The sequence below is a fragment of the Roseisolibacter sp. H3M3-2 genome (genome assembly GCF_029211165.1).
Classification (GTDB): Bacteria; Gemmatimonadota; Gemmatimonadetes; order Gemmatimonadales; family Gemmatimonadaceae; genus Roseisolibacter.
The window spans coordinates 1-17,669 of the sequence record NZ_JARGEK010000007.1; the positions used below are offsets into that span (position 1 = coordinate 1).

Consider the following 17,669-nt stretch of genomic DNA (forward strand, 5'->3'; position numbering starts at 1 on the left):
CGAGCCGCCCGCGCCCCTCCCGGCGGCTCCCGCGGCGCCCGCTGCGCAGCCGTCGGCGACCCCGTCGCGCGCCGGCGGCGCGGTCCCGCCCCCGCTCCCCTCGGCCGACCCCGACGCCGAGCCGCCGATCGTCGCCGAGCGCGAGGCCGCGTCGCCGCAGGAGCTGACCGCGCGCCGGCTGCAGCAGCTGCTCGAGGCGACCAAGGCCCTGGGCGGCGCCGCCGACGTGGCGACCGTGCACGAGCGGATCGTCGGGGCGACGCTCCGCACCCTCGACGCCGACCGCGCGGCGATGCTGCTCACCGCCGACGGCGACGGCGCGCTCACGCCCGCCGTCGCGCGCGACCGCTGGGTCGCCGACCAGATCGCCGCCGGCGCGCCGCCGGTCCCGCGCACGATCACGCGCACCGCGCTCGCCCGCCGCGCCGCGCTGCTCACCATGGACGCGACCGCCGACCCGCGCTTCGTGGGCCAGTCGGTGCTGCGCCAGCGCGTCCGCTCGGCGATGTGCGTCCCGCTGCTCGCCGCCGACGGGAGCGCGCTCGGCGCGCTCTACGTCGACAGCGCCGACCCGCAGCGGCAGTTCGCCGAGGCGGACCTCGACTTCCTGACGGCGTTCGGCGGGCTGGCGGCGGCGTCGCTGGAGAACGCGCGCCTCGCCGAGCGGGTGCGGCGCGAGGCGGTGGCGCGCGAGAATTTCGCCCGCTACTTCGCGCCGCCGGTCGCCGAGCGGATCGCGCGGTCGACGGACGGGATCCGGCTCGGCGGCGAGCGGCGCACGGTGGCCGTGCTGTTCGCCGACCTGCGCGGGTCCACGCGGCTGGCCGCCGAGCTGGCGCCCGACGACCTCGCGGCGACGCTGAGCGAGTTCCTGAGCGGCATGGTCGAGTGCGTGTTCCGGCACGGCGGCACGCTCGACAAGTTCATCGGCGACTGCGTCATGGCGCAGTGGGGCGCGCCCGAGAGCGCGGGCGACGACGCCGACCGCGCGCTGGCCTCGGCGATCGACATGATCGCGACGGTCGAGGCGATGAACGCGCGCCGCCAGGCGAACGGCAAGGCGCCGCTGGCGATCGGCGTCGGGCTGTCGCACGGCGAGGTGTTCGCCGGCAACATCGGCTCCGAGCGCCGCCTCGAGTTCACGGTGATCGGCTACGTCGTGAACCAGGCCAGCCGCCTCTGCGACGCCGCGTCGGCCGGCGAGGTGCTGATGACCGGCGCGCTGAAGGAGGCGCTCCGCCGCCCCGCGCCGCTCCTGCACGCCGCGCCCGACGCCTGCCCGCCCGCGCGGCCGGGCGAGCCGGCGCTCGAGGTGTACGCGGTGTCGCGCGGCGCGTGACCGTCCCCCCGCCCGGCACGCCGGCGGGGTACGAGCGGGTCGCGCTGCGCGGCGCCACGCTCGTCTGCCGCGCCGCGCTCGCCGCGCCGCTCGCGGCGGGGCTGGAGTCGCACCCCACGCTGTGGGCGTATGCCGCCGCGCGCCCCGGGCGCCGCGAGTTGCGCGGGCGCGCCGCCGCCTGGGCCGTCGCGCTCGACGAGGGTACGGAGGTCGTGGTGCGCCACTCGTGGCACGGCGTGCTGCTGGCGCCGCTCACGCGCGACCTGTTCGTCGCGCCGTCGCGCGCGCCGCACGAGCTCGCGCTGGCCGCGCGGCTGCGCGCCGCCGGCGTCCGCACCCCCGAGGTGCTCGCCTACGCGCTCTACCCCGCCCCGCTCGGCCTCGTGCGCGCCGACGTCGTGACGCGGCTCGTCCCTGGCGCGCAGGACCTCGCCGCGCACGTGCGCACGCTCCCCATCGCCCGCGACCCGCGCGGCCCGTGGGTGGAGGCGACCGGCACGCTGCTGCACGCGCTGGCGCGGCTCGGCGTGCGCCACCCGGACCTGAACCTGAAGAACGTGCTCGTCACCCCCGCCGCCGACGGCGACGGCGCGCTCGACGCCTGGGCGCTCGACCTCGACGTCGCGCACGCCCCCGCCGAGCCGCCGTCCGAGGGACGCGCCCGGGCGACGGGCGAGGCGAACCTGCGCCGGCTCGAGCGCTCGCTGGAGAAGTGGCGCGCGAGGCGCGGGCTGGCGGTGTCGGAGCTCGAGCTCGAGTGCCTGCGCCTCGTCGCGCGCCACGGGCCCGGGGCCCGCGTCGACCTGGTGTGGCGCCCCGGGCACAACGTGGGGACGACGTGACGGCGCGCGACGCGAGCGCCCCGTACGGGCGCGTGCCGCTGCGGCGCGTGTGCGTCGTGATGATGAGCGCCGTCGGCGACGCGGTGCACGTGCTGCCGCTGCTGACGGCGCTCAAGGCGCTCGACCCGGCGCCGCACGTGACGTGGGTCCTGCAGCCGGGGCCCGCGACGCTCGTGCGCGGCCACCCCGCGGTCGACGACATCGTCCTGTTCGACCGCTCCGCGGGGGCGCGCGGCTTCCTCGACGTGCGCCGCGAGCTGCGCGCGCGCGGGCCGTTCGACGTCTGCATCAACCTGCAGGTCTACTTCAAGGCGGGGCTCATCACGGGCTTCGTGCCGGCGGACGTGAAGCTCGGCTTCGACCGCGCGCGCGCGCGCGACTTCAACTGGGCGTTCACCAACGCGAAGGTGCCGCCGCACCCGATGCAGCACGTGCAGGACCAGTACTTCGAGTTCCTCGACGCGCTCGGCGTGCCGCACGGGCCGCCGGTGTGGGACCTCGGGCCGTGGCCCGAGGAGCGCCCCTGGCAGCGGGAGTTCTTCGCGCAGCTCGACCGCCCCGCGGCGGCGATCGTCGTGGCGACCAGCAAGGCGCAGAAGGACTGGCTCCCGGAGCGGTGGGCGGCGGTGTGCGACGCGCTCCACGCCGACTACGGGCTGCAGCCCGTGCTCGTGGGCGGGCGCTCGGAGCGCGAGCTGGCCGCCGAGGCGGTGATCATGCGCGAGGCGCGCCACAAGCCGGTGTCCGCGCTCGGCAGCGGGCTGCGCAAGCTCGTCGCCATCCTCGACGGCTCGGCGCTGGTGCTGTCGCCCGACACGGGACCGCTGCACATGACGGTCGCGCTCGACCGGCCGGTGGTGTCGCTGATCGCGTACTCGAACCCGAAGCGCGTCGGGCCGTACCGGAAGTTCCGCGACCTGATGATCGACGCCTACGGCGACCCGGGCGAGGACTACCCGATCTCGATGGAGAACCGGCACGACCGGATGCCGAACATCACGGTCGCGCAGGTGCTGGAGAAGGTGGAGCGCTGGCGCACGCACTACGCCGACGGCGCGGAAGGCTAGCGCCCCACCGCACGCGTCTACTCCGCGCGCAGCGCGATCGTCGGCTCCACGCGCAGCGCGCGCCGCGTCGGCACCACGCAGGCGAGCAGGCAGACGCCCAGCATCCCGGCGGCGTACGCCACGAGCAGCGCGACGTGCCGCGCCGCCAGCCCGCCCCCCGCCAGCGCGAGCGCCACCACGCCCACCAGCGTCCCCCCGAGCGCCACGCCCGCGCCGACCTGCGCCAGCGGCCGGCGGAACACCGCCGCGACCACGCGCCGACGGTCGGAGCCGAGCGCGACCCGCACCCCGATCTCGCGGGTGCGCCGCGCCACGGTGAACGACAGCACGGCGTAGATCCCCGCCAGCGCGAGCAGCAGCGCGACGCCGGTGAGCACGAGGGTGACCTTCAGCCACATCCCGAGGATCCAGAGGATCGGGCTGGTCACCTGGTCGACCCGCTGCACCGACGACAGGCGCAGCGCCGGGTCGACCGCCGTCGCGAGGGCGCGCAGGCGGTTGCCCAGCACCAGCGGATCGCCCTGCGCGTGCACCAGGATCTCCACGCCGCCCGTGCGCCCCGGCACCTCGGGGAGGTAGAACCCGGCCGCGCGGCCGCTCTGCGTCGGCGCGCCCATCCCGAGCTCGTTCACCACGCCGACGATCTGGTACCACGGCCGCTCCTCGTCCGCCAGCGGACCGCCGCGCTGCTCGCGCGCGAACCGCACGCGCCGGCCGACCGCGTTGCGCCCCTGGAGCACCTGGTCGACGAACGAGCGGTCGACGATCACCACGTTCGCCCCCGGCGCCAGGTCGGCCGCCGTGAAGCCGCGCCCGGCGACGACCGGCGACTGCAGGACCGCGAAGTACGAGGGGTCGATGCGCGCCGTGCTCACCTCGCGCAGCGGCGCGGGCGCCGTCGCGGAGGCGGGCGCCGGCGGCTCGTCGAGCTCGACGTAGCGTTCGACGTGGTAGTCGCGGGGGAGCCGGTCGACGAACGTCACCCCGCGCACCCCCGGTTCGGCGGCGACGCGCTGCCGCAGCCGTTCGATCGCGGCCACGCGGCGGTCCGCGGAGTCGCCGGCCATGGCGAGGAACGCGGCGAGGTAGTCCTCGGACGCGAACCCCGCGGGGAACGCGCGGATCTCCTCCAGCTTGCGCCGCTCGAACCAGGCCAGCGCCGGGAACGCGACGGTGAGCGCCACCTGCGTCACGATGACCACCGTCCACACGCCGCCGAACCGCAGCCCGCCGCCGCCCGCCGTGCCGGCCCGCAGGCGCGAGCCGAGCCCGTTCATCACCTTCACCGCCGGAAGCACGCCCGCGATCGCCGCGCCGAGCAGCGTCAGCCCGAGCGCGTAGACGACCGTCCCGGGCGTGAGGCGCACGTCGTACCAGAACGGCAGGCGCCCCATGTTCTCCTCGAGGAAGGTCACGCCCCAGTGCCGCAGCGCGAGCTGCGCGGCGGCGAGGCCGACCACCGTCGCGCCGGCGCCGAGCACCAGCGCCTCGGCGAACAGCTGCCCGATGACGCGCCGCCGGCTCGCGCCGAGCGCGCTCCGCACGACCAGCTCGCTCTGCCGCGTCGCGGCGCGCGCGAACATCAGCATCGCGACGTTCCCGCAGATCAGCACGAGCAGCAGGACGCCGAAGCCGACGACCGAGTAGAGGATCATCGGCCCCTCGGGCGCCGGGTCCGCGTCGGCCCGCACGTACGACACCACCTGCGGGCGCAGCTGCTCGTGCGTCGCCGGCAGCTCGGCCGCCGTGCGCGCGCCGACCACCGACAGCTCCACCTGCGCCTCGGCGAGCGAGACGCCCGGGGCCAGGCGGCCGAAGATCGTGACCGGCGGCCCCTCGCGCGGCGGCTGCTCGACCACGTTGGACGGGAGCGGCGTCCACGCGTCGTGCGAGACGGGGAACCCGTACCCCGCGGGCATCACCCCGACCACCGTGACGAACGCCTCGTCGAGGCGCACGCTGCGCCCCACGACCGCCGGGTCGGCGCCGAAGCGCTCGCGCCAGACGTCGTGCCCGAGCACGATCACGGGCGGCGCGCCCGGACGCTCGTCGGACGGCGCGAGGGCCCGCCCGACCACCGGGGCGGCGGGGGCCATGCGGAACGCGTTGGCGGTGATCTCCGCGACCTGCAGCGGGCTCGCGTTGCCGTCGGGCGCGACCACGTTGCGCGACAGGTCGCGGTAGGCCCCCAGGTCGGTGACGGACCGCAGCCCGGCGCGCCACGCCGAGAAGTCGCGCAGCGCGCGGGGCTCGGTGCGCCCCGCCGCCGCGTCCCAGTTGCGGAGCTGCACGACGCGGTCGCCGTCGGGGAACGGCAGCGACGGGTGGAGCACCTGCGACACCATCGCGAAGGTGACCGCGCCGACGCAGACCGCGAACGCCATCGCCAGCCCCGCGACGAGCGTGAGGCCGGGGTGCTTGACCAGCATCCGGACGCCGAACTTCAGCTCGAGGGGGACGCCGCCGAACCGCTGCATGCCGCTGCTCCACCGAGGGGGACGGGACGCGCGGCCGTCGCGCGTCGTGCCCCCATCCTGCCGCGCGGGGCCGGTCGGCGGGAGGCGCGTTTCGCCGAACGGCAGATCGGGGCGGTCGAACGGCGGCGCGGGGCGTCGCCGGGGCCGGGCGGCGTGGCGTATCATCCGCGAGGGCCCCGGCCCGTCCCCTCCCCGCGTCCCCCCCGTGTCCTCCTTCCTTCCGAACCCCGCGTCCCGCTTCCAGGCCGACCCGGTGGTCTGGTCGCACGACGAGATCGTGTCCGCGGTGACCGGCCTCTCCACGGGGCTCGCGACCGCGGTCCTCGTCGTCCTGTTCGTGCGGCGATTCCCGTGGCCGCGGCCGTTCGGCACGCGCTTCGTCGTCATGCACGTCGTCGGCGCCCTCGGCGCGGCGGCCGTCTGGCTCACCGCGTCGGGGACGGCGCAGGCGCTGCTCGGCGGTCGCCCGTTCCTCGCCCACCTCCGGCAGAACGGGGAGATGGTGCTGGTCATGGGGTCGGTGTTCTACGCGATCCTCGCCGGGGTGACGCACGCGGTGGACGCGAGCGCGCGCGCCGCGCGGGCCGAGGCGCTGGCCGCGCGCACGCAGCTCGCCGCGCTCCGCGCGCAGCTCCACCCGCACTTCCTGTTCAACGCGCTGCACGCGGTCGTGCAGCTCATCCCCGTGGAGCCCGCGCGCGCCGCCGAGGCGGCGGAGCTGGTCGCCGACCTGCTGCGCACCACGCTGGAGGAGCAGCGCGACGAGGTGACGCTGGCCGACGAGTGGCGCTTCGTGTCGCGCTACCTCGCCGTCGAGCGGATGCGCTTCGGCGACCGGCTCGCCGTCCACGCCGACCTGGCGCCCGCGCTGCTCGACGCGCGCGTCCCCGCGTTCGCCCTGCAGACGCTGGTAGAGAACGCGGTGCTGCACGGCGCCGCGCCGCGCGTCGCGGCCACGGAGATCGTCGTCACCGCCACCGGCGACGCGTCGGAGCTCCGGCTCGCCGTGCGCAACTCGGGGGACGGCGCCGCCGACGCCCCGGCCACGCCGGCGCGAAGCGGCGCGGGGACGGGGCTGGCCCGGCTGCGCGAGCGGCTGTCTGTCCTCTACGGCAGCGCGGCCCGGCTGGCGAGCGGCCCGCTGGAGGACGGCGGCTTCGAGTCGGTGCTCGTCGTCCCGCGACGGCGCGGGGCGGCGGCGTGAAGGTCCGCGCCTTCGTCGCCGACGACGAGCCGATTGCGCGCGCCGGGCTGCGCGCGATGCTGCGCGCCTTCGACTGGGTGGAGGTCGTCGGCGACGCGGCCGACGGCCCGTCGGCGGTCGCCGCGATCACGGCGCTGCGCCCCGAGCTCGTCTTCCTCGACGTGCAGATGCCGGGGATGCTCGGCACCGACGTGCTGCGGCGCGTCGAGCGGCCGCCGTTCGTGGTCTTCACCACCGCGTTCTCGGAGCACGCGGTGACGGCGTTCGAGCTGGGGGCGGTCGACTACCTGCTCAAGCCCTTCGGCCCCACGCGCCTGGCCGCGGCGATGGACCGCGTGCGCGCGTCGATCGGCGAGCCCGCGCCGGCCGACGCGCTGGAGCGGCTGAGCGGGGCGCTCGGCGGGGGCCCGATCAGCCGCCTGTTCGTGCGCGTCGGCGGCGCGCTCGTCGCCGTGCCGGTCGAGCGCGTTTCACGCTTCGAGGCCGACGGCGACTACGTGATCGTGCACGACGGGGACGCCCGCCACGTGCTGCACCTGGCGCTGAGCCGGCTGGAGACGCGCCTCGACCCGCGCCGCTTCGCCCGCGTCCACCGCGCCCACGTCGTCAATCTCGACCAGGTGCGCGCCTTCCGCCCCGACGCCGCGGGGAACCTGGAGGCGGAGCTCGCCGACGGCTCGCGCGTCCCCGTGAGCCGCGCCCGGGCGCAGGAGCTCCGGAAGCTCGGCCGGTGATCGGCGGGAAGCCGAGAGTCCAGCGTCTCGTCGGGCTGCATCGTCGAGCGGCAGCGCGGCGCGAAGGCCGGCCGCACGTTCCGCTGGCCGCTCACCCGGTCCGCTGGTCGCGGCGAGATGGTGCCTTCCGCGACCCCGGCCCGCCGCGGCCACGGCCGAGTGCTCACCTCCGACCGCGAGACGACGTCTCCGGTACTCACGACTGGTCGGACGCCGCGGCCCCGAGCCGGCGGCGCAGCACCAGCCTCACGCCCCGACCGTTCAGCGGGGTGAGGAACCGCTCCAGCTCCCCCGTCCGCCGGTTCTCGTTGAAGGTGCCGAAGGTGGCGTCGCGCCGGTCGAGCGCGTTCGTCACGATCCCGGCGACCTCCCACGCGCCGCGCTCGACCCCGACGCGCAGGTCGGCGACGGCGTACCCGCCGAGCGGCGCCGTCACGTTCGCCTCGTCGCCGCGCAGCCACCGGCGGCCCACGTAGCGCGCGTCGAGGCCCGCGCTCACGCCGCCGGCGAGGCGGAGCGATCCCCCGCCTTTCACCTGGTGGTCGGGCACGAGCGGCAGGCGGTCCCCGGCCTCGACGTCGTTGTCGCCGGCCAGCGGGCGCCCTTCGAAGTCGTCGTCGCCGCGGATGCTGAACAGCGCCGCGGGCGTGCGGAAGGTCGCCCGCGTCCACGCGTAGCCGCCGTACCACGCGAGCCGCCCGCGCGCGGCGGCGCCCCGGACGCCCAGCTCGACCCCGTCGCGCCGCGTGCGATCCAGGTTGGTGAAGTGGCCCGCGAGCAGCGCGCCCTCCGACGCGACGAAGAAGATCTCGTCGCGGACCTCGGTGCGATACGCGGACGCGGTGGCGACGACCGCGCCGCGCGCGAGCTGCCCCCCCACCTCGTAGGTCGTGGCGCGCACGGGTGCGAGCGGCGGGTCGTCGCCGAGCGCGAACGGGAGCGGGCACGCCGCCTCCGGGTCCGCGCACCCCAGCTCGAGGATCGCCGGCGCGCGGAAGCTGCGTCCGACCGACGCGTGGACGGACGCGCCGCGCGCCAGCGCGACGGCGGCGCCGAGTCGCGGCGAGAGGGCGCGGTAGTCGTTCGTCGTGTTGTCGTAGGTGCGCAGGAGGTTGCGGAACGGGACGCGCACGAAGTCGTACCGCCCGCCGCCCGAGAGCGTCACCCGCCCCACTTCCCAGTCGGCCAGCGCGTACCCGGCGAGGTCGAGGCTCGGGCTGCGCACGTCGGTCGTCAGCTCGGCCTCACCCGCCGACTCGCCGAGGATGCGCGCCCGGACGCGGCTGGCGTTCGCGTCGGCGCCCAGCCGCAGCGCGAGCGTCCCGGCGGCGACCGGCGGCGCCCAGCGCCAGTCGGCGGTGCCGCCGAGCGTGAGGTTCGCCGTGCGCGACCGCACGTCCGGGTCCGGCGCCTGGTTCACGTTGAACCGCTCGGCCGACGACCGCCGCGCGTAGAGGGTCAGCGCGCCGCGCCCCGCGCCCACCGGCGCGTGCCCCGACAGCGCGACCTGCTGCGCCTGGAGGTCCTCGAAGTCGCCGGCCGTGAAGTTGGCGCGCGGCGACGCGCGGAACAGGCTCTCCGGCAGCGAGCCCGCCGTCTCCGCGCGCGATCCCGACGCGAACGCCTGCAGCGTCACCCCGCGCGTCGCGCCGCCGCGTCCCACGTTCGCGAAGCCGTGGTAGGTGCGCGCGCCGGTCGCGTCGCGCCAGCCGCGCTCGCGCTCCCACGCCACCCCCGCGAGGTGGTCGATGCCCGACGCGCTGCGCCCGCGCCAGCTCGCCTCCGCGGACGCCTGCCCGAAGGATCCGCCCGACAGCTCGAGCTCCCCCGACGGCCGCCCGCTCCCGCGCGCCGTCACGAGGTTGATGGCGCCGCCGAGCGAGTTGGGGCCGAGCAGCGACGCGCTCCCGCTCAGCAGCTCGACGCGCTCGACGTGCTGCAGGGGGAGGAGGTCGAAGTTGACCTCCTGCGCCGACGGCTCGTTCTGGCGCACGCCGTCGAGGAACACGCTCACCCCGGGCGGCAGGCCGACGGTGGGGCCGGCGCTGAAGCCGCGCGTGCTGAGGTTCACCTTCCACGGCGACCCGAGGTCGTCGTAGAGCGACACGCCCGGCAGCGCGCCCAGCGCGTCCGGCAGCAGGCGCGGCTCCCACGCGCGGAGGGCGGCGCCGTCGAGCACCGTCACGCGCGCCGGCACCCCGGAGCCGACGGCCGCGCCGGCGGTGGGGGCGATCGACGCGCGCACCTCGACGGGGCGCAGCACCCGCGCCGAGTCGGCGCGCGCGGTGTCCGCCGGCGCCTGCGCGGCCGAGCGGGAGGCGCCGACGACGAGGAGGGCGGCGGCGCGCGCGGTCGTGGACGTGATGGCCATGCGCCCCGAGGGCGCAGACCGCGCGCCAGCCCCGCCGGAGCTCAGGTCGCGGCGTCGCGCAGGGGGCCGAACGGGTAGACGGCGCCCACCTCGCGCAGCAGCGCCACCGTGCGCACCAGCGACAGCCCCATCACCGCGAAGTAGTCGCCGTCGATCCGCTCGACGATCGTCGCGCCGTAGCCCTGGATCCCGTACGCGCCCGCCTTGTCCATCGGCTCGCCGGTCGCGACGTAGGCCCGCACCTCGGCCTCGCTCAGCGCGCGGAAGGTGACGCGCACCCGCTCCACGGCGCTCGCCTCGCGCGCGCCGCGCCGCACCGCGATCCCCGTGTAGACCTCGTGCGCGCGTCCGGCCAGGCGGCGCACCATCGCCTCCGCCTCGGCCGCGTCGGCGGGCTTGCCGAGGATCTCGCCGTCGATCACCACCGTGGTGTCGGCGGCGACGACCACCGCGTCGGGCTCCAGCGCCGCGACCACGGCGGCCTTCTCGCGCGCCAGCCGCTGCGTGTACGCGTCGGGGGCCTCGCCGTCGCGCACCGACTCGTCCACGTCGGCCGGGCGCACCTCGTGCGCGACGCCGATCAGGTCGAGCAGGTCGCGGCGCCGGGGCGACTGCGACGCCAGCACGACGCGCGTCAGCGCTCCAGCCACAACGTCACCGGGCCGTCGTTCACCAGCTCCACCTGCATCATCGCGCCGAACTCGCCCGTCTCGACGCGCGGGCCGCGGGCGCGGAGCGCGGCCACGAACCGCTCGTACAGCGGGATCGCCGTCTCGGGGCGCGCCGCGTCGATGAAGCTGGGCCGCTTCCCCTTGCGCGCGTCGCCGTAGAGCGTGAACTGCGACACGACCAGCAGCGCGCCGCCGGCCTCGGCGAGCGACATGTTCATCTTGTCCTCGGCGTCCGGGAACAGGCGCAGCCCGAGCACCTTGTCGGCCATCCACGCCAGCTGCTCGTCGCCGTCGGCGTGCGTGAAGCCGACGAGCAGCAGGAAGCCGCGCTCGATGGCGCCGGTCACGCGCGTCCCGCCGTCGGCGGCCGGCACGCGCACCTCGGCGCGCGCGACCCGCTGCACGAGCACCCGCACGTCAGACCAGGCCGAGGGGGCGCGCGACGGCGCGGAGGCGGTCGAGCCCCGCGGCGGCGGCGGCCAGCGCGGCCACCAGCGGCTCGCCGCCGTCGGGCGGCAGGCGGTGCGCGCCCACGGTCGCCGACGGCGTCCAGTCCTCGAGCGGGTTGCGGCGGCGCGCCATCGCGTCCGCCAGCCGGCGCTCGATCGTCTCGGCGATCGCCGCGTCGGCCGCCGCCTCGCCGGGCGCCGGCTCGTGCACCAGCGCCGCGAACTCGTCGCCGCGCGCGCGCTCGACCAGCCCCTGCGCGCCCACCACCTCGCGCAGCGCGCGCGCGACCGCGACCAGCGCGGCGTCGCCGGCGGCGTGGCCGTGCGCGTCGTTGATCCGCTTCAGCCCGTCGAGGTCCGCGAACAGCAGCACCGCCCCCTGCCCCGTCGCCCGCAGGCGGCGCAGCTCGGCCTCGGCGAACGTCAGGAAGCCACGGCGGTTGTGCAGCCCCGTCAGTTCGTCGAGCAGCGCCAGCTCGCGCAGCTCGCGCTCGTAGCGCAGCTGCGGCCCGATGTCGCGCGCCACGATCACCGCGGCGTCGCGGTCGGAGTAGCGGCACGGGCTGGTCGCCGCCTCCACGTCCAGCGTCGCGCCGTCGGCGGCGCGCAGGCGCGTGCGCACGCGGCGCGCGGCCGTCGCGGCCACGGCGAGCGCCGCGCGCTCGTCGGCATCCAGGAAGCGCGCCAGCGGCACCCCGGCCAGCGACCGCTCGTCGGGGAGCGCGAGCAGCCGCGCCGCGGCGGGGTTGGCGAACAGGATGTGGTCGTCGGCGTGCACGAGCACCGCGTCCGGCGACAGCTCCAGCAGCTGCCGGTAGCGCGCCTCGGTCTCGCGCAGCGCGCGCGCCTGCCGGCGCGTGGCCGCGTGCACCAGCGCCCACCCGAGCCCCGCCGCCGCCAGCGCGCCGAGCAGCCCGCGCAGCGCCAGCTCGCGCCACCGCCCCGGGATCCCGTGCACCCGCACGTCGTCGGGGCCGCGCGGAATGAGCTGCGCGATCGGCGCGTCGGTCGGGTTGTCGCGGTAGACCGCCGCGATCCCCGTGACCTCGACGTCGTCGCCGACGCGCAGGTCGGTGATCCCCGGGTCGCGCTGGTGCGTGGCCGGCACCCACACCGTGACCGAGTCGGCCGCGGCCAGCGCGCCCTCGCCGGCGGCGAGCCGGAGGCGCAGCCACCGCCCGCCCTCGCTCGACCCCTGCGCGCCGGCGACGCCGCGCATGCGGATCAGCCGCCCCTCGGCGGCCACCGCGGCCTCGGACGACGGGGGGGAGGACTCCGGCGAGGTGAGCGCACGCGCCGGCACCGCGATCCGCCGCACCGACGACGCCACGACCTCGGTCGTCCCGCGATAGCGGTGCAGCACCCCCGTCGCCTCGACGCTGTCGCCCGGGGCGACGCGCACGGCGGCGGCGCCGCGGCTGAAGACCCACACCCCGCCCGCGGCGCCGCGGTCGAGCGCGATCATCAGCGACCGGTCGTGCAGCACCCCCGACCCGACCACCGCGCGCCCGGCCACGACGATCGGGCTCCCCGCGCCGACCAGCGCGGTGTCCTCGGCCGGGATGTCGGGCGTCGGGAGCTGCGCACGCGCTGCGGCCGGCCCGACGACACAGGCGGCGGCGAGAAGGGCGCGCGCGGCGCGCCCGCGGAGGTGCGACCCCGACGGCATACGGGAAAGTACGCACGACCCGCCCGGACGTCACGCGAGGTGACGATCCGCTCACGTTCCGGGCCGCGCCTCCCCCCGACCGATCAGGGACGGACCGGTTCGGCCGGGCCCTGGGCCGTCAGGTCGTACGCGCGCACTGCGCCGGTGGCGACGTCCACGCCGACGATCTGCTCGTGCTCCGCGCCGTCGGGCGCGCGCGCCGCGCGGTCGTAGGTCGCGTACTCGCGCCCCACGAGGACGATCGTCCGCCGGTCGGGGGGCCCGGGGAGCACCGACTGCACGATCGACAGCGGGAGGCGCGCGTCCCACACGGGGCGCCCCCCGGGGCCGGCGACGCGCGTCAGCTGCAGCCGGCCGTCCACGCCCAGCCGGTCGCGGTGCAGCACCAGCACCCCGTCGGGACCGCGGACGAGCAGGGGCGCGCCGCGCGCGCCGCCCGCGTGCAGCAGCCCGCCCTGGAGGAAGTCGGGGCTCTCGGGGAGCGGCGCGACGTCCGCGTAGGCCGCGCGCGTCCCCCACCGGTCGGGGAAGTTGGCCGGCCAGTCCGGCGGCGCCGCCGACACGCGGTCGACGCGCGCGCCCCACAGCCGCACCCGCGTCGGGACCTGCAGCCCGTCGTCGTCCGGCGGGGCGAGGAGCCGCGCGTCGTGGTACGCGCGCTCGCGCCGATCCCCGGCCAGCCCGGCGGTCACCGCCGCCACGCGCCCGCGGAATCGCTCCCCCTCCTCGGCGCTCAGCACCCCGAGCCAGCGCCCCGGGATGTCGAGCCCCCGCGTCGCGAACGCGACGGCGGACTGCGGCGTCCACGCGCCCGGGCGCACGACCGGCGGCGCGGCTCCCGGCACGGCCGCGACGCGCTGCGCCACCAGCGTCGCCGGGTCCACGCGGTGGACGCTGGCGTCGGTGGCGGTGATGCGCAGCCCGTCGTCGGCCAGCACGACGTAGCGCGCCTCGGTGGGCATCGCGTCGCGCAGCGCCGGCGAGCGCGCGGCGATCGTGTCGGCGTCGCCGATCGGGCGCCCGTCGGCGGCGGCGACGGCCAGCGGGCCGCCCGCCTGCACCCACAGCGTCCCCCCCTGCGCGCCGAGCAGCCGCGCGCCGCGCGCGGCGGGCGCCGCCCGGCCCTCGCGCTCCGTGCGGAGGCGGCGGCGCCACACCGGCCGCGCCGTCGCCGCGTCGAAGCGCCAGAGGTCGAGGTAGCGCACCGCGCGCGTGCGCCGCGTGTTGCCGCGCGCCGAGACGACGAGGTGCCGCTGGTGCGTGGTCAGCACGAACAGCGCGTCGCCGTCGGCCGCGGCGAGGCGCAGCGGGGCGCCCAGCAGGACGGGGGGCGTCTCCTCCGGCCCGCTGTTCAGGTAGACCAGCGCCACCGCCGCGGCCAGCGCGAGCGCGGCGACGGCGCCGCCGATCAGGCCCCGCCGCCGCCGCGGGGACGCGCGTCCACCGTGGTATTCGCTCATGGCGCGGCACGGTGCGGGCGCGCCGCGCCCCCCGCCAGCAAAGAGGCCCCGAAACGTCGGGGCCTCTCCGGGCTCACTCCACCGTCACGCTCTTCGCCAGGTTGCGCGGCTGGTCGACGTTGCACCCGCGCTTGACGGCGATGTAGTACGCCAGCAGCTGGAGCGGGACCGACGCCAGGATCGGCATCAGCATGTCCACCGTCTCGGGGATGCGGAACTCGTAGTCCACCTGCCCCTTGAGCGCCGGCTCCTCGCGCGTCGTGATGGCGATGACGCGCCCCTTGCGCGCCTTCACCTCCTGGATGTTCGACGTGACCTTGTCGAACACCGAGTCGTGCGGCGCCACCACGACCACCGGCATCAGGTCGTCGATCAGCGCGATCGGCCCGTGCTTCATCTCGGCCGCCGGGTACCCCTCGGCGTGGATGTAGCTGATCTCCTTCAGCTTCAGCGCGCCCTCGAGGGCGGTCGGGAAGTTGTAGCCGCGCCCGAGGTACAGGAAGTTGTGCGCGCTCTTGAACTGCTCGGCCAGCGCCTCGATCTCCTCGCTGCGGTCGAGGATCTGCTGGACCTGCGCCGGCAGCTCGGCGAGCGCCTGCGCGATGCGGCGCCCCTGCTCCACCGACAGGTTGCGGAGGCGCGCCAGCTTGAGCGTGAACAGCGCCAGCGCCACCACCTGGCTGGTGAACGCCTTGGTGGACGCGACGCCGATCTCGGGGCCGGCGTGCAGGTAGATCCCGCCGTCGTCCTCGCGCGCGATCGTCGAGCCGACCACGTTCACCAGGCCGAGCGTGCGGGCGCCGCGCCGCTTCGCCTCGCGCATCGCCGCCAGCGTGTCCGCCGTCTCGCCGCTCTGCGAGATCACGATCACCAGCGTGTTCGGCGTGACGATCGGGTTCTTGTAGCGGTACTCCGACGCGTACTCGACCTCGACGGGGATCCGGCACAGCTCCTCGATCATCATCTCGCCGATCAGCGCCGAGTGCCAGCTGGTGCCGCAGGCGGTGATGACGACCTGGTCGATCGAGAGCAGCTCCTCCTTCGTGAGGTTGAGCCCACCCAGCTTGGTGAACCCCTCCTCGAGGATGAGGCGCCCGCGCATCGTGTTCTCGAGCGTGCGCGGCTGCTCGAAGATCTCCTTGAGCATGAAGTGCGAGAACCCGCCGCGCTCGATCTGGTCGAGGTCCCAGTCGATCCGGCTGACCTGGCGGTCGACCGGCGTCGCGTCGAGGTCGCAGATGCGGTAGCCGTCGCGCGTGATGACGGCCATCTCGCCGTCCTCCAGGTACACGACGTCGCGCGTGTGGGCGAGGATCGCCGAGACGTCGGAGGCGACGAAGTACTCGCCGTCGCCGACGCCGACGAGCAGCGGGCTCCCCTTGCGGGCGGCGACGATCTTGTTCGGCTCCCGGCCGTGCATCACCGCGATGCCGTAGGTCCCCTCCACCAGGTGGAGGGCCTCCATCACCGCGTCCTCGAGGTTGCCGTCGTAGGCGCTCTCGATGAGGTGCACGAGCACCTCGGTGTCGGTCTCCGACGTGAACGTGTGCCCGGTCTTCTCGAGCAGCGCCTTGAGGGCGGTCGCGTTCTCGATGATCCCGTTGTGCACCACCGCGACCTGGTGCTGCTCGTCGACGTGCGGGTGCGCGTTGCGCTCGGTCGGCGGCCCGTGCGTGGCCCAGCGCGTGTGCGCGATGCCGAGCGTCCCGTGGACCGGGTTGCTGCCGATCACGCCCTCGAGGCGCGAAATCTTCCCCGCCGCCTTCCGCGTCTCCACCCCCTTGCCGTTCATCACGGCGACGCCGGCCGAGTCGTAGCCGCGGTACTCGAGGCGCTTGAGCCCCTCGATGAGGAGCGGGGTCGCGGCGCGGGGGCCGACGTATCCGACGATGCCACACATGGGGCGGGAATCCTTGGAGAACGGTCCTGGAACGACTCGGGAGCTGCGGCCTGCGGACTGCGGGTTTTGAATCCGCAGCCCGCAGCCCGCAGCGCTTCTCTTCTACACCGCGAGGGCGTCGAGCGGGACGCGCGACTGCTGCACCAGCCCGCGCGCGTCCGCCTCGGTCGGCGCCTCGGCGATCACGCGCACGATCGGCTCCGTGCCGCTGGGCCGCACGTGCACCCACCGGTCCGGCCACGCCAGCCGCAGCCCGTCCTGCGTGTCCGGGGCGGCGTCGGGGAAGGCCCCGCGCAGCGCCTGGTACACCGTGTCGAGCGGCGCGTCCGGGCGGTCGAGCTTGTCCTTGACGATCACGTAACGCGGATGGTCAGCGACCACCGCCGACAGGGGCCGGCGCTCCTCCAGCAGCAGCTGGAGCAGCAGCGCGGCCCCCACCGGGGCGTCGCGGCCGAGGTGGAGCTCCGGGAGGATCACCCCCCCGTTCCCCTCCCCGCCGATCACCGCCCCGGCGTCCCGCATCGCGATCGCCACGTTCACCTCGCCCACCGGGGCGCGGAGGCACGACACGCCGGCCGCCGCCGCCTGGTCCTCGACCACGCGGCTGGTCGACAGGTTCGTGACCACCGGCCCCGGCTTATGCCTGAGCACGAGTCGGGCCGCGAGCGCGAGCGTGTAGTCCTCCCCCACCGCGCGCCCGTCGTCGCCCACCAGCGCCAGCCGGTCCACGTCCGGATCGACGGCGAAGCCGACGTCGGCGCCCGTGCGCCGCACCAGCGCCTCCAGGTCGCCGAGGTTCTCGGCCACCGGCTCGGGCGGGTGCGGGAAGCGCCCGTCGGGCTCCATGTGGATCGCCGTCACCTCGCAGCCCAGCGCGTCGAGCAGCATCGGCATCACGACCGACCCGGCGCCGCGCGTCGCGTCGAGCGCCACGCGGAAACGGCGGGCGCGGATCGCGGCGACGTCGAGGTAGGGCAGCGCCAGCACGGCGTCGATGTGGCGGCGCGCCGCGTCGGGGTCGGCGCGCGTCGTCCCCAGCGCGTCCCACGTCGCGTACGCGGTCCCGGCCTCGATGCCGGCGCGCATCTCCGCCCCCTCCTCGGCGCTCAGGAAGAGCCCCGACGGCCCGATCATCTTGAGCGCGTTCCACTCGATCGGGTTGTGGCTGGCCGAGATCATCAGCCCCCCCGCCGCGTGGTGGTGCTCGACCGCGAGCTGGCAGGTCGGCGTCGTGGTGAGCCCGACGTCGATCACGTCGGCGCCCACCGACTCCAGCGCCGACACGACCACGCGGTGGAACAGCGGCCCCGAGACGCGGCTGTCGCGCCCGACGACGACCGCCCGCGACGCCCCGGCGGCCCGCCGCCCGATCGCCCACGCCCCGAAGCCCGCCGCGAAGCGCGCGACCACCTCGGGGGAGAGCCCCTCGCCCACGCGTCCCCGCACCCCGGAGACGCTCACCATCAGCCGTCGGTCGTACGCCATC

At 76.4% G+C, this 17,669-nt stretch carries 13 protein-coding genes; 5 read left to right on the forward strand and 8 right to left on the reverse strand.

Annotated features, from left to right (window positions below; translation table 11 throughout):
* The 3 genes from PYV61_RS01420 to PYV61_RS01430 all read left to right on the forward strand — a co-directional run.
* Window positions 1-1,339, forward strand: a 1,339-nt coding sequence (locus PYV61_RS01420; RefSeq protein ID WP_275827532.1) for an adenylate/guanylate cyclase domain-containing protein, incomplete at its 5' end; no start/stop codon positions are given.
* A complete protein-coding gene (locus PYV61_RS01425; RefSeq protein WP_275827534.1) occupies window positions 1,336-2,181 on the forward strand; it encodes a lipopolysaccharide kinase InaA family protein in 846 nt (281 codons plus the stop codon). The genes PYV61_RS01420 and PYV61_RS01425, both read left to right, overlap by 4 nt.
* A complete protein-coding gene (locus PYV61_RS01430; protein WP_275827536.1) occupies window positions 2,178-3,248 on the forward strand; it encodes a glycosyltransferase family 9 protein in 1,071 nt (356 codons plus the stop codon). The genes PYV61_RS01425 and PYV61_RS01430 overlap by 4 nt, the downstream gene beginning before the upstream one ends.
* 17 nt (window positions 3,249-3,265) lie before the next feature.
* Here PYV61_RS01430 and PYV61_RS01435 read toward each other — a convergent pair whose 3' ends face one another.
* Window positions 3,266-5,725, reverse strand: a complete 2,460-nt coding sequence (locus PYV61_RS01435; protein WP_275827538.1) for an ABC transporter permease — start codon at window positions 5,723-5,725, stop codon at window positions 3,266-3,268.
* 205 nt (window positions 5,726-5,930) lie between these two features.
* Between PYV61_RS01435 and PYV61_RS01440 the strand changes: the two genes are divergently transcribed.
* Window positions 5,931-6,929 (forward strand): histidine kinase, encoded by a 999-nt coding sequence (locus PYV61_RS01440; protein WP_275827540.1) that lies wholly within the window; start codon window positions 5,931-5,933, stop codon window positions 6,927-6,929.
* Window positions 6,926-7,663 (forward strand): LytTR family DNA-binding domain-containing protein, encoded by a 738-nt coding sequence (locus PYV61_RS01445; protein ID WP_275827542.1) that lies wholly within the window; start codon window positions 6,926-6,928, stop codon window positions 7,661-7,663. The genes PYV61_RS01440 and PYV61_RS01445 overlap by 4 nt, the downstream gene beginning before the upstream one ends.
* A gap of 196 nt (window positions 7,664-7,859) precedes the next feature.
* Here the strand turns inward: PYV61_RS01445 and PYV61_RS01450 are convergent, their stop codons facing one another.
* From PYV61_RS01450 to glmM, 7 genes are all read right to left on the reverse strand, one after another.
* Entirely contained in the window at window positions 7,860-10,034 is a 2,175-nt protein-coding gene (locus PYV61_RS01450) for a TonB-dependent receptor (RefSeq protein WP_275827544.1), read from the reverse strand.
* 41 nt (window positions 10,035-10,075) lie between these two features.
* The gene (locus PYV61_RS01455) at window positions 10,076-10,684 is read right to left on the reverse strand and encodes a Maf family protein (RefSeq protein ID WP_275827546.1); all 609 of its coding nucleotides are present in this window, start codon (window positions 10,682-10,684) and stop codon (window positions 10,076-10,078) included.
* On the reverse strand, window positions 10,669-11,121 hold the full coding sequence (dtd, locus tag PYV61_RS01460; RefSeq protein WP_345785196.1) for a D-aminoacyl-tRNA deacylase: 453 nt from the start codon (window positions 11,119-11,121) through the stop codon (window positions 10,669-10,671). The genes PYV61_RS01455 and dtd overlap by 16 nt, the downstream gene beginning before the upstream one ends.
* Window position 11,122: 1 nt before the next feature.
* Window positions 11,123-12,823, reverse strand: coding sequence for a diguanylate cyclase (locus tag PYV61_RS01465; RefSeq protein ID WP_275827550.1), 1,701 nt, complete (start codon window positions 12,821-12,823; stop codon window positions 11,123-11,125).
* 83 nt (window positions 12,824-12,906) lie between these two features.
* Window positions 12,907-14,283 (reverse strand): PA2928 family protein, encoded by a 1,377-nt coding sequence (locus PYV61_RS01470; protein ID WP_275827552.1) that lies wholly within the window; start codon window positions 14,281-14,283, stop codon window positions 12,907-12,909.
* Window positions 14,284-14,356: 73 nt separating this feature from the next.
* Window positions 14,357-16,183: a glutamine--fructose-6-phosphate transaminase (isomerizing) gene (gene glmS, locus PYV61_RS01475; protein ID WP_275827554.1), complete on the reverse strand. Its 1,827-nt coding sequence runs from the start codon at window positions 16,181-16,183 to the stop codon at window positions 14,357-14,359.
* 102 nt (window positions 16,184-16,285) lie between these two features.
* On the reverse strand, window positions 16,286-17,668 hold the full coding sequence (gene glmM / locus PYV61_RS01480; protein ID WP_275827556.1) for a phosphoglucosamine mutase: 1,383 nt from the start codon (window positions 17,666-17,668) through the stop codon (window positions 16,286-16,288).
* Between the last annotated feature and the right edge of the window lies 1 nt (window position 17,669).

Excerpts from the sequence above, each read along its gene's own strand:
- PYV61_RS01465 (WP_275827550.1), bottom strand. The coding sequence starts at position 12,823 with ATGCCGTCGGGGTCGCACCTCCGCGGGCGCGCCGCGCGCGCCCTTCTC.
- glmS (WP_275827554.1), bottom strand. The coding sequence starts at position 16,183 with ATGTGTGGCATCGTCGGATACGTCGGCCCCCGCGCCGCGACCCCGCTC.
- glmM (WP_275827556.1), bottom strand. The coding sequence starts at position 17,668 with ATGGCGTACGACCGACGGCTGATGGTGAGCGTCTCCGGGGTGCGGGGA.
- PYV61_RS01435 (WP_275827538.1), bottom strand. The coding sequence starts at position 5,725 with ATGCAGCGGTTCGGCGGCGTCCCCCTCGAGCTGAAGTTCGGCGTCCGG.
- PYV61_RS01470 (WP_275827552.1), bottom strand. The coding sequence starts at position 14,283 with ATGAGCGAATACCACGGTGGACGCGCGTCCCCGCGGCGGCGGCGGGGC.
- PYV61_RS01450 (WP_275827544.1), bottom strand. The coding sequence starts at position 10,034 with ATGGCCATCACGTCCACGACCGCGCGCGCCGCCGCCCTCCTCGTCGTC.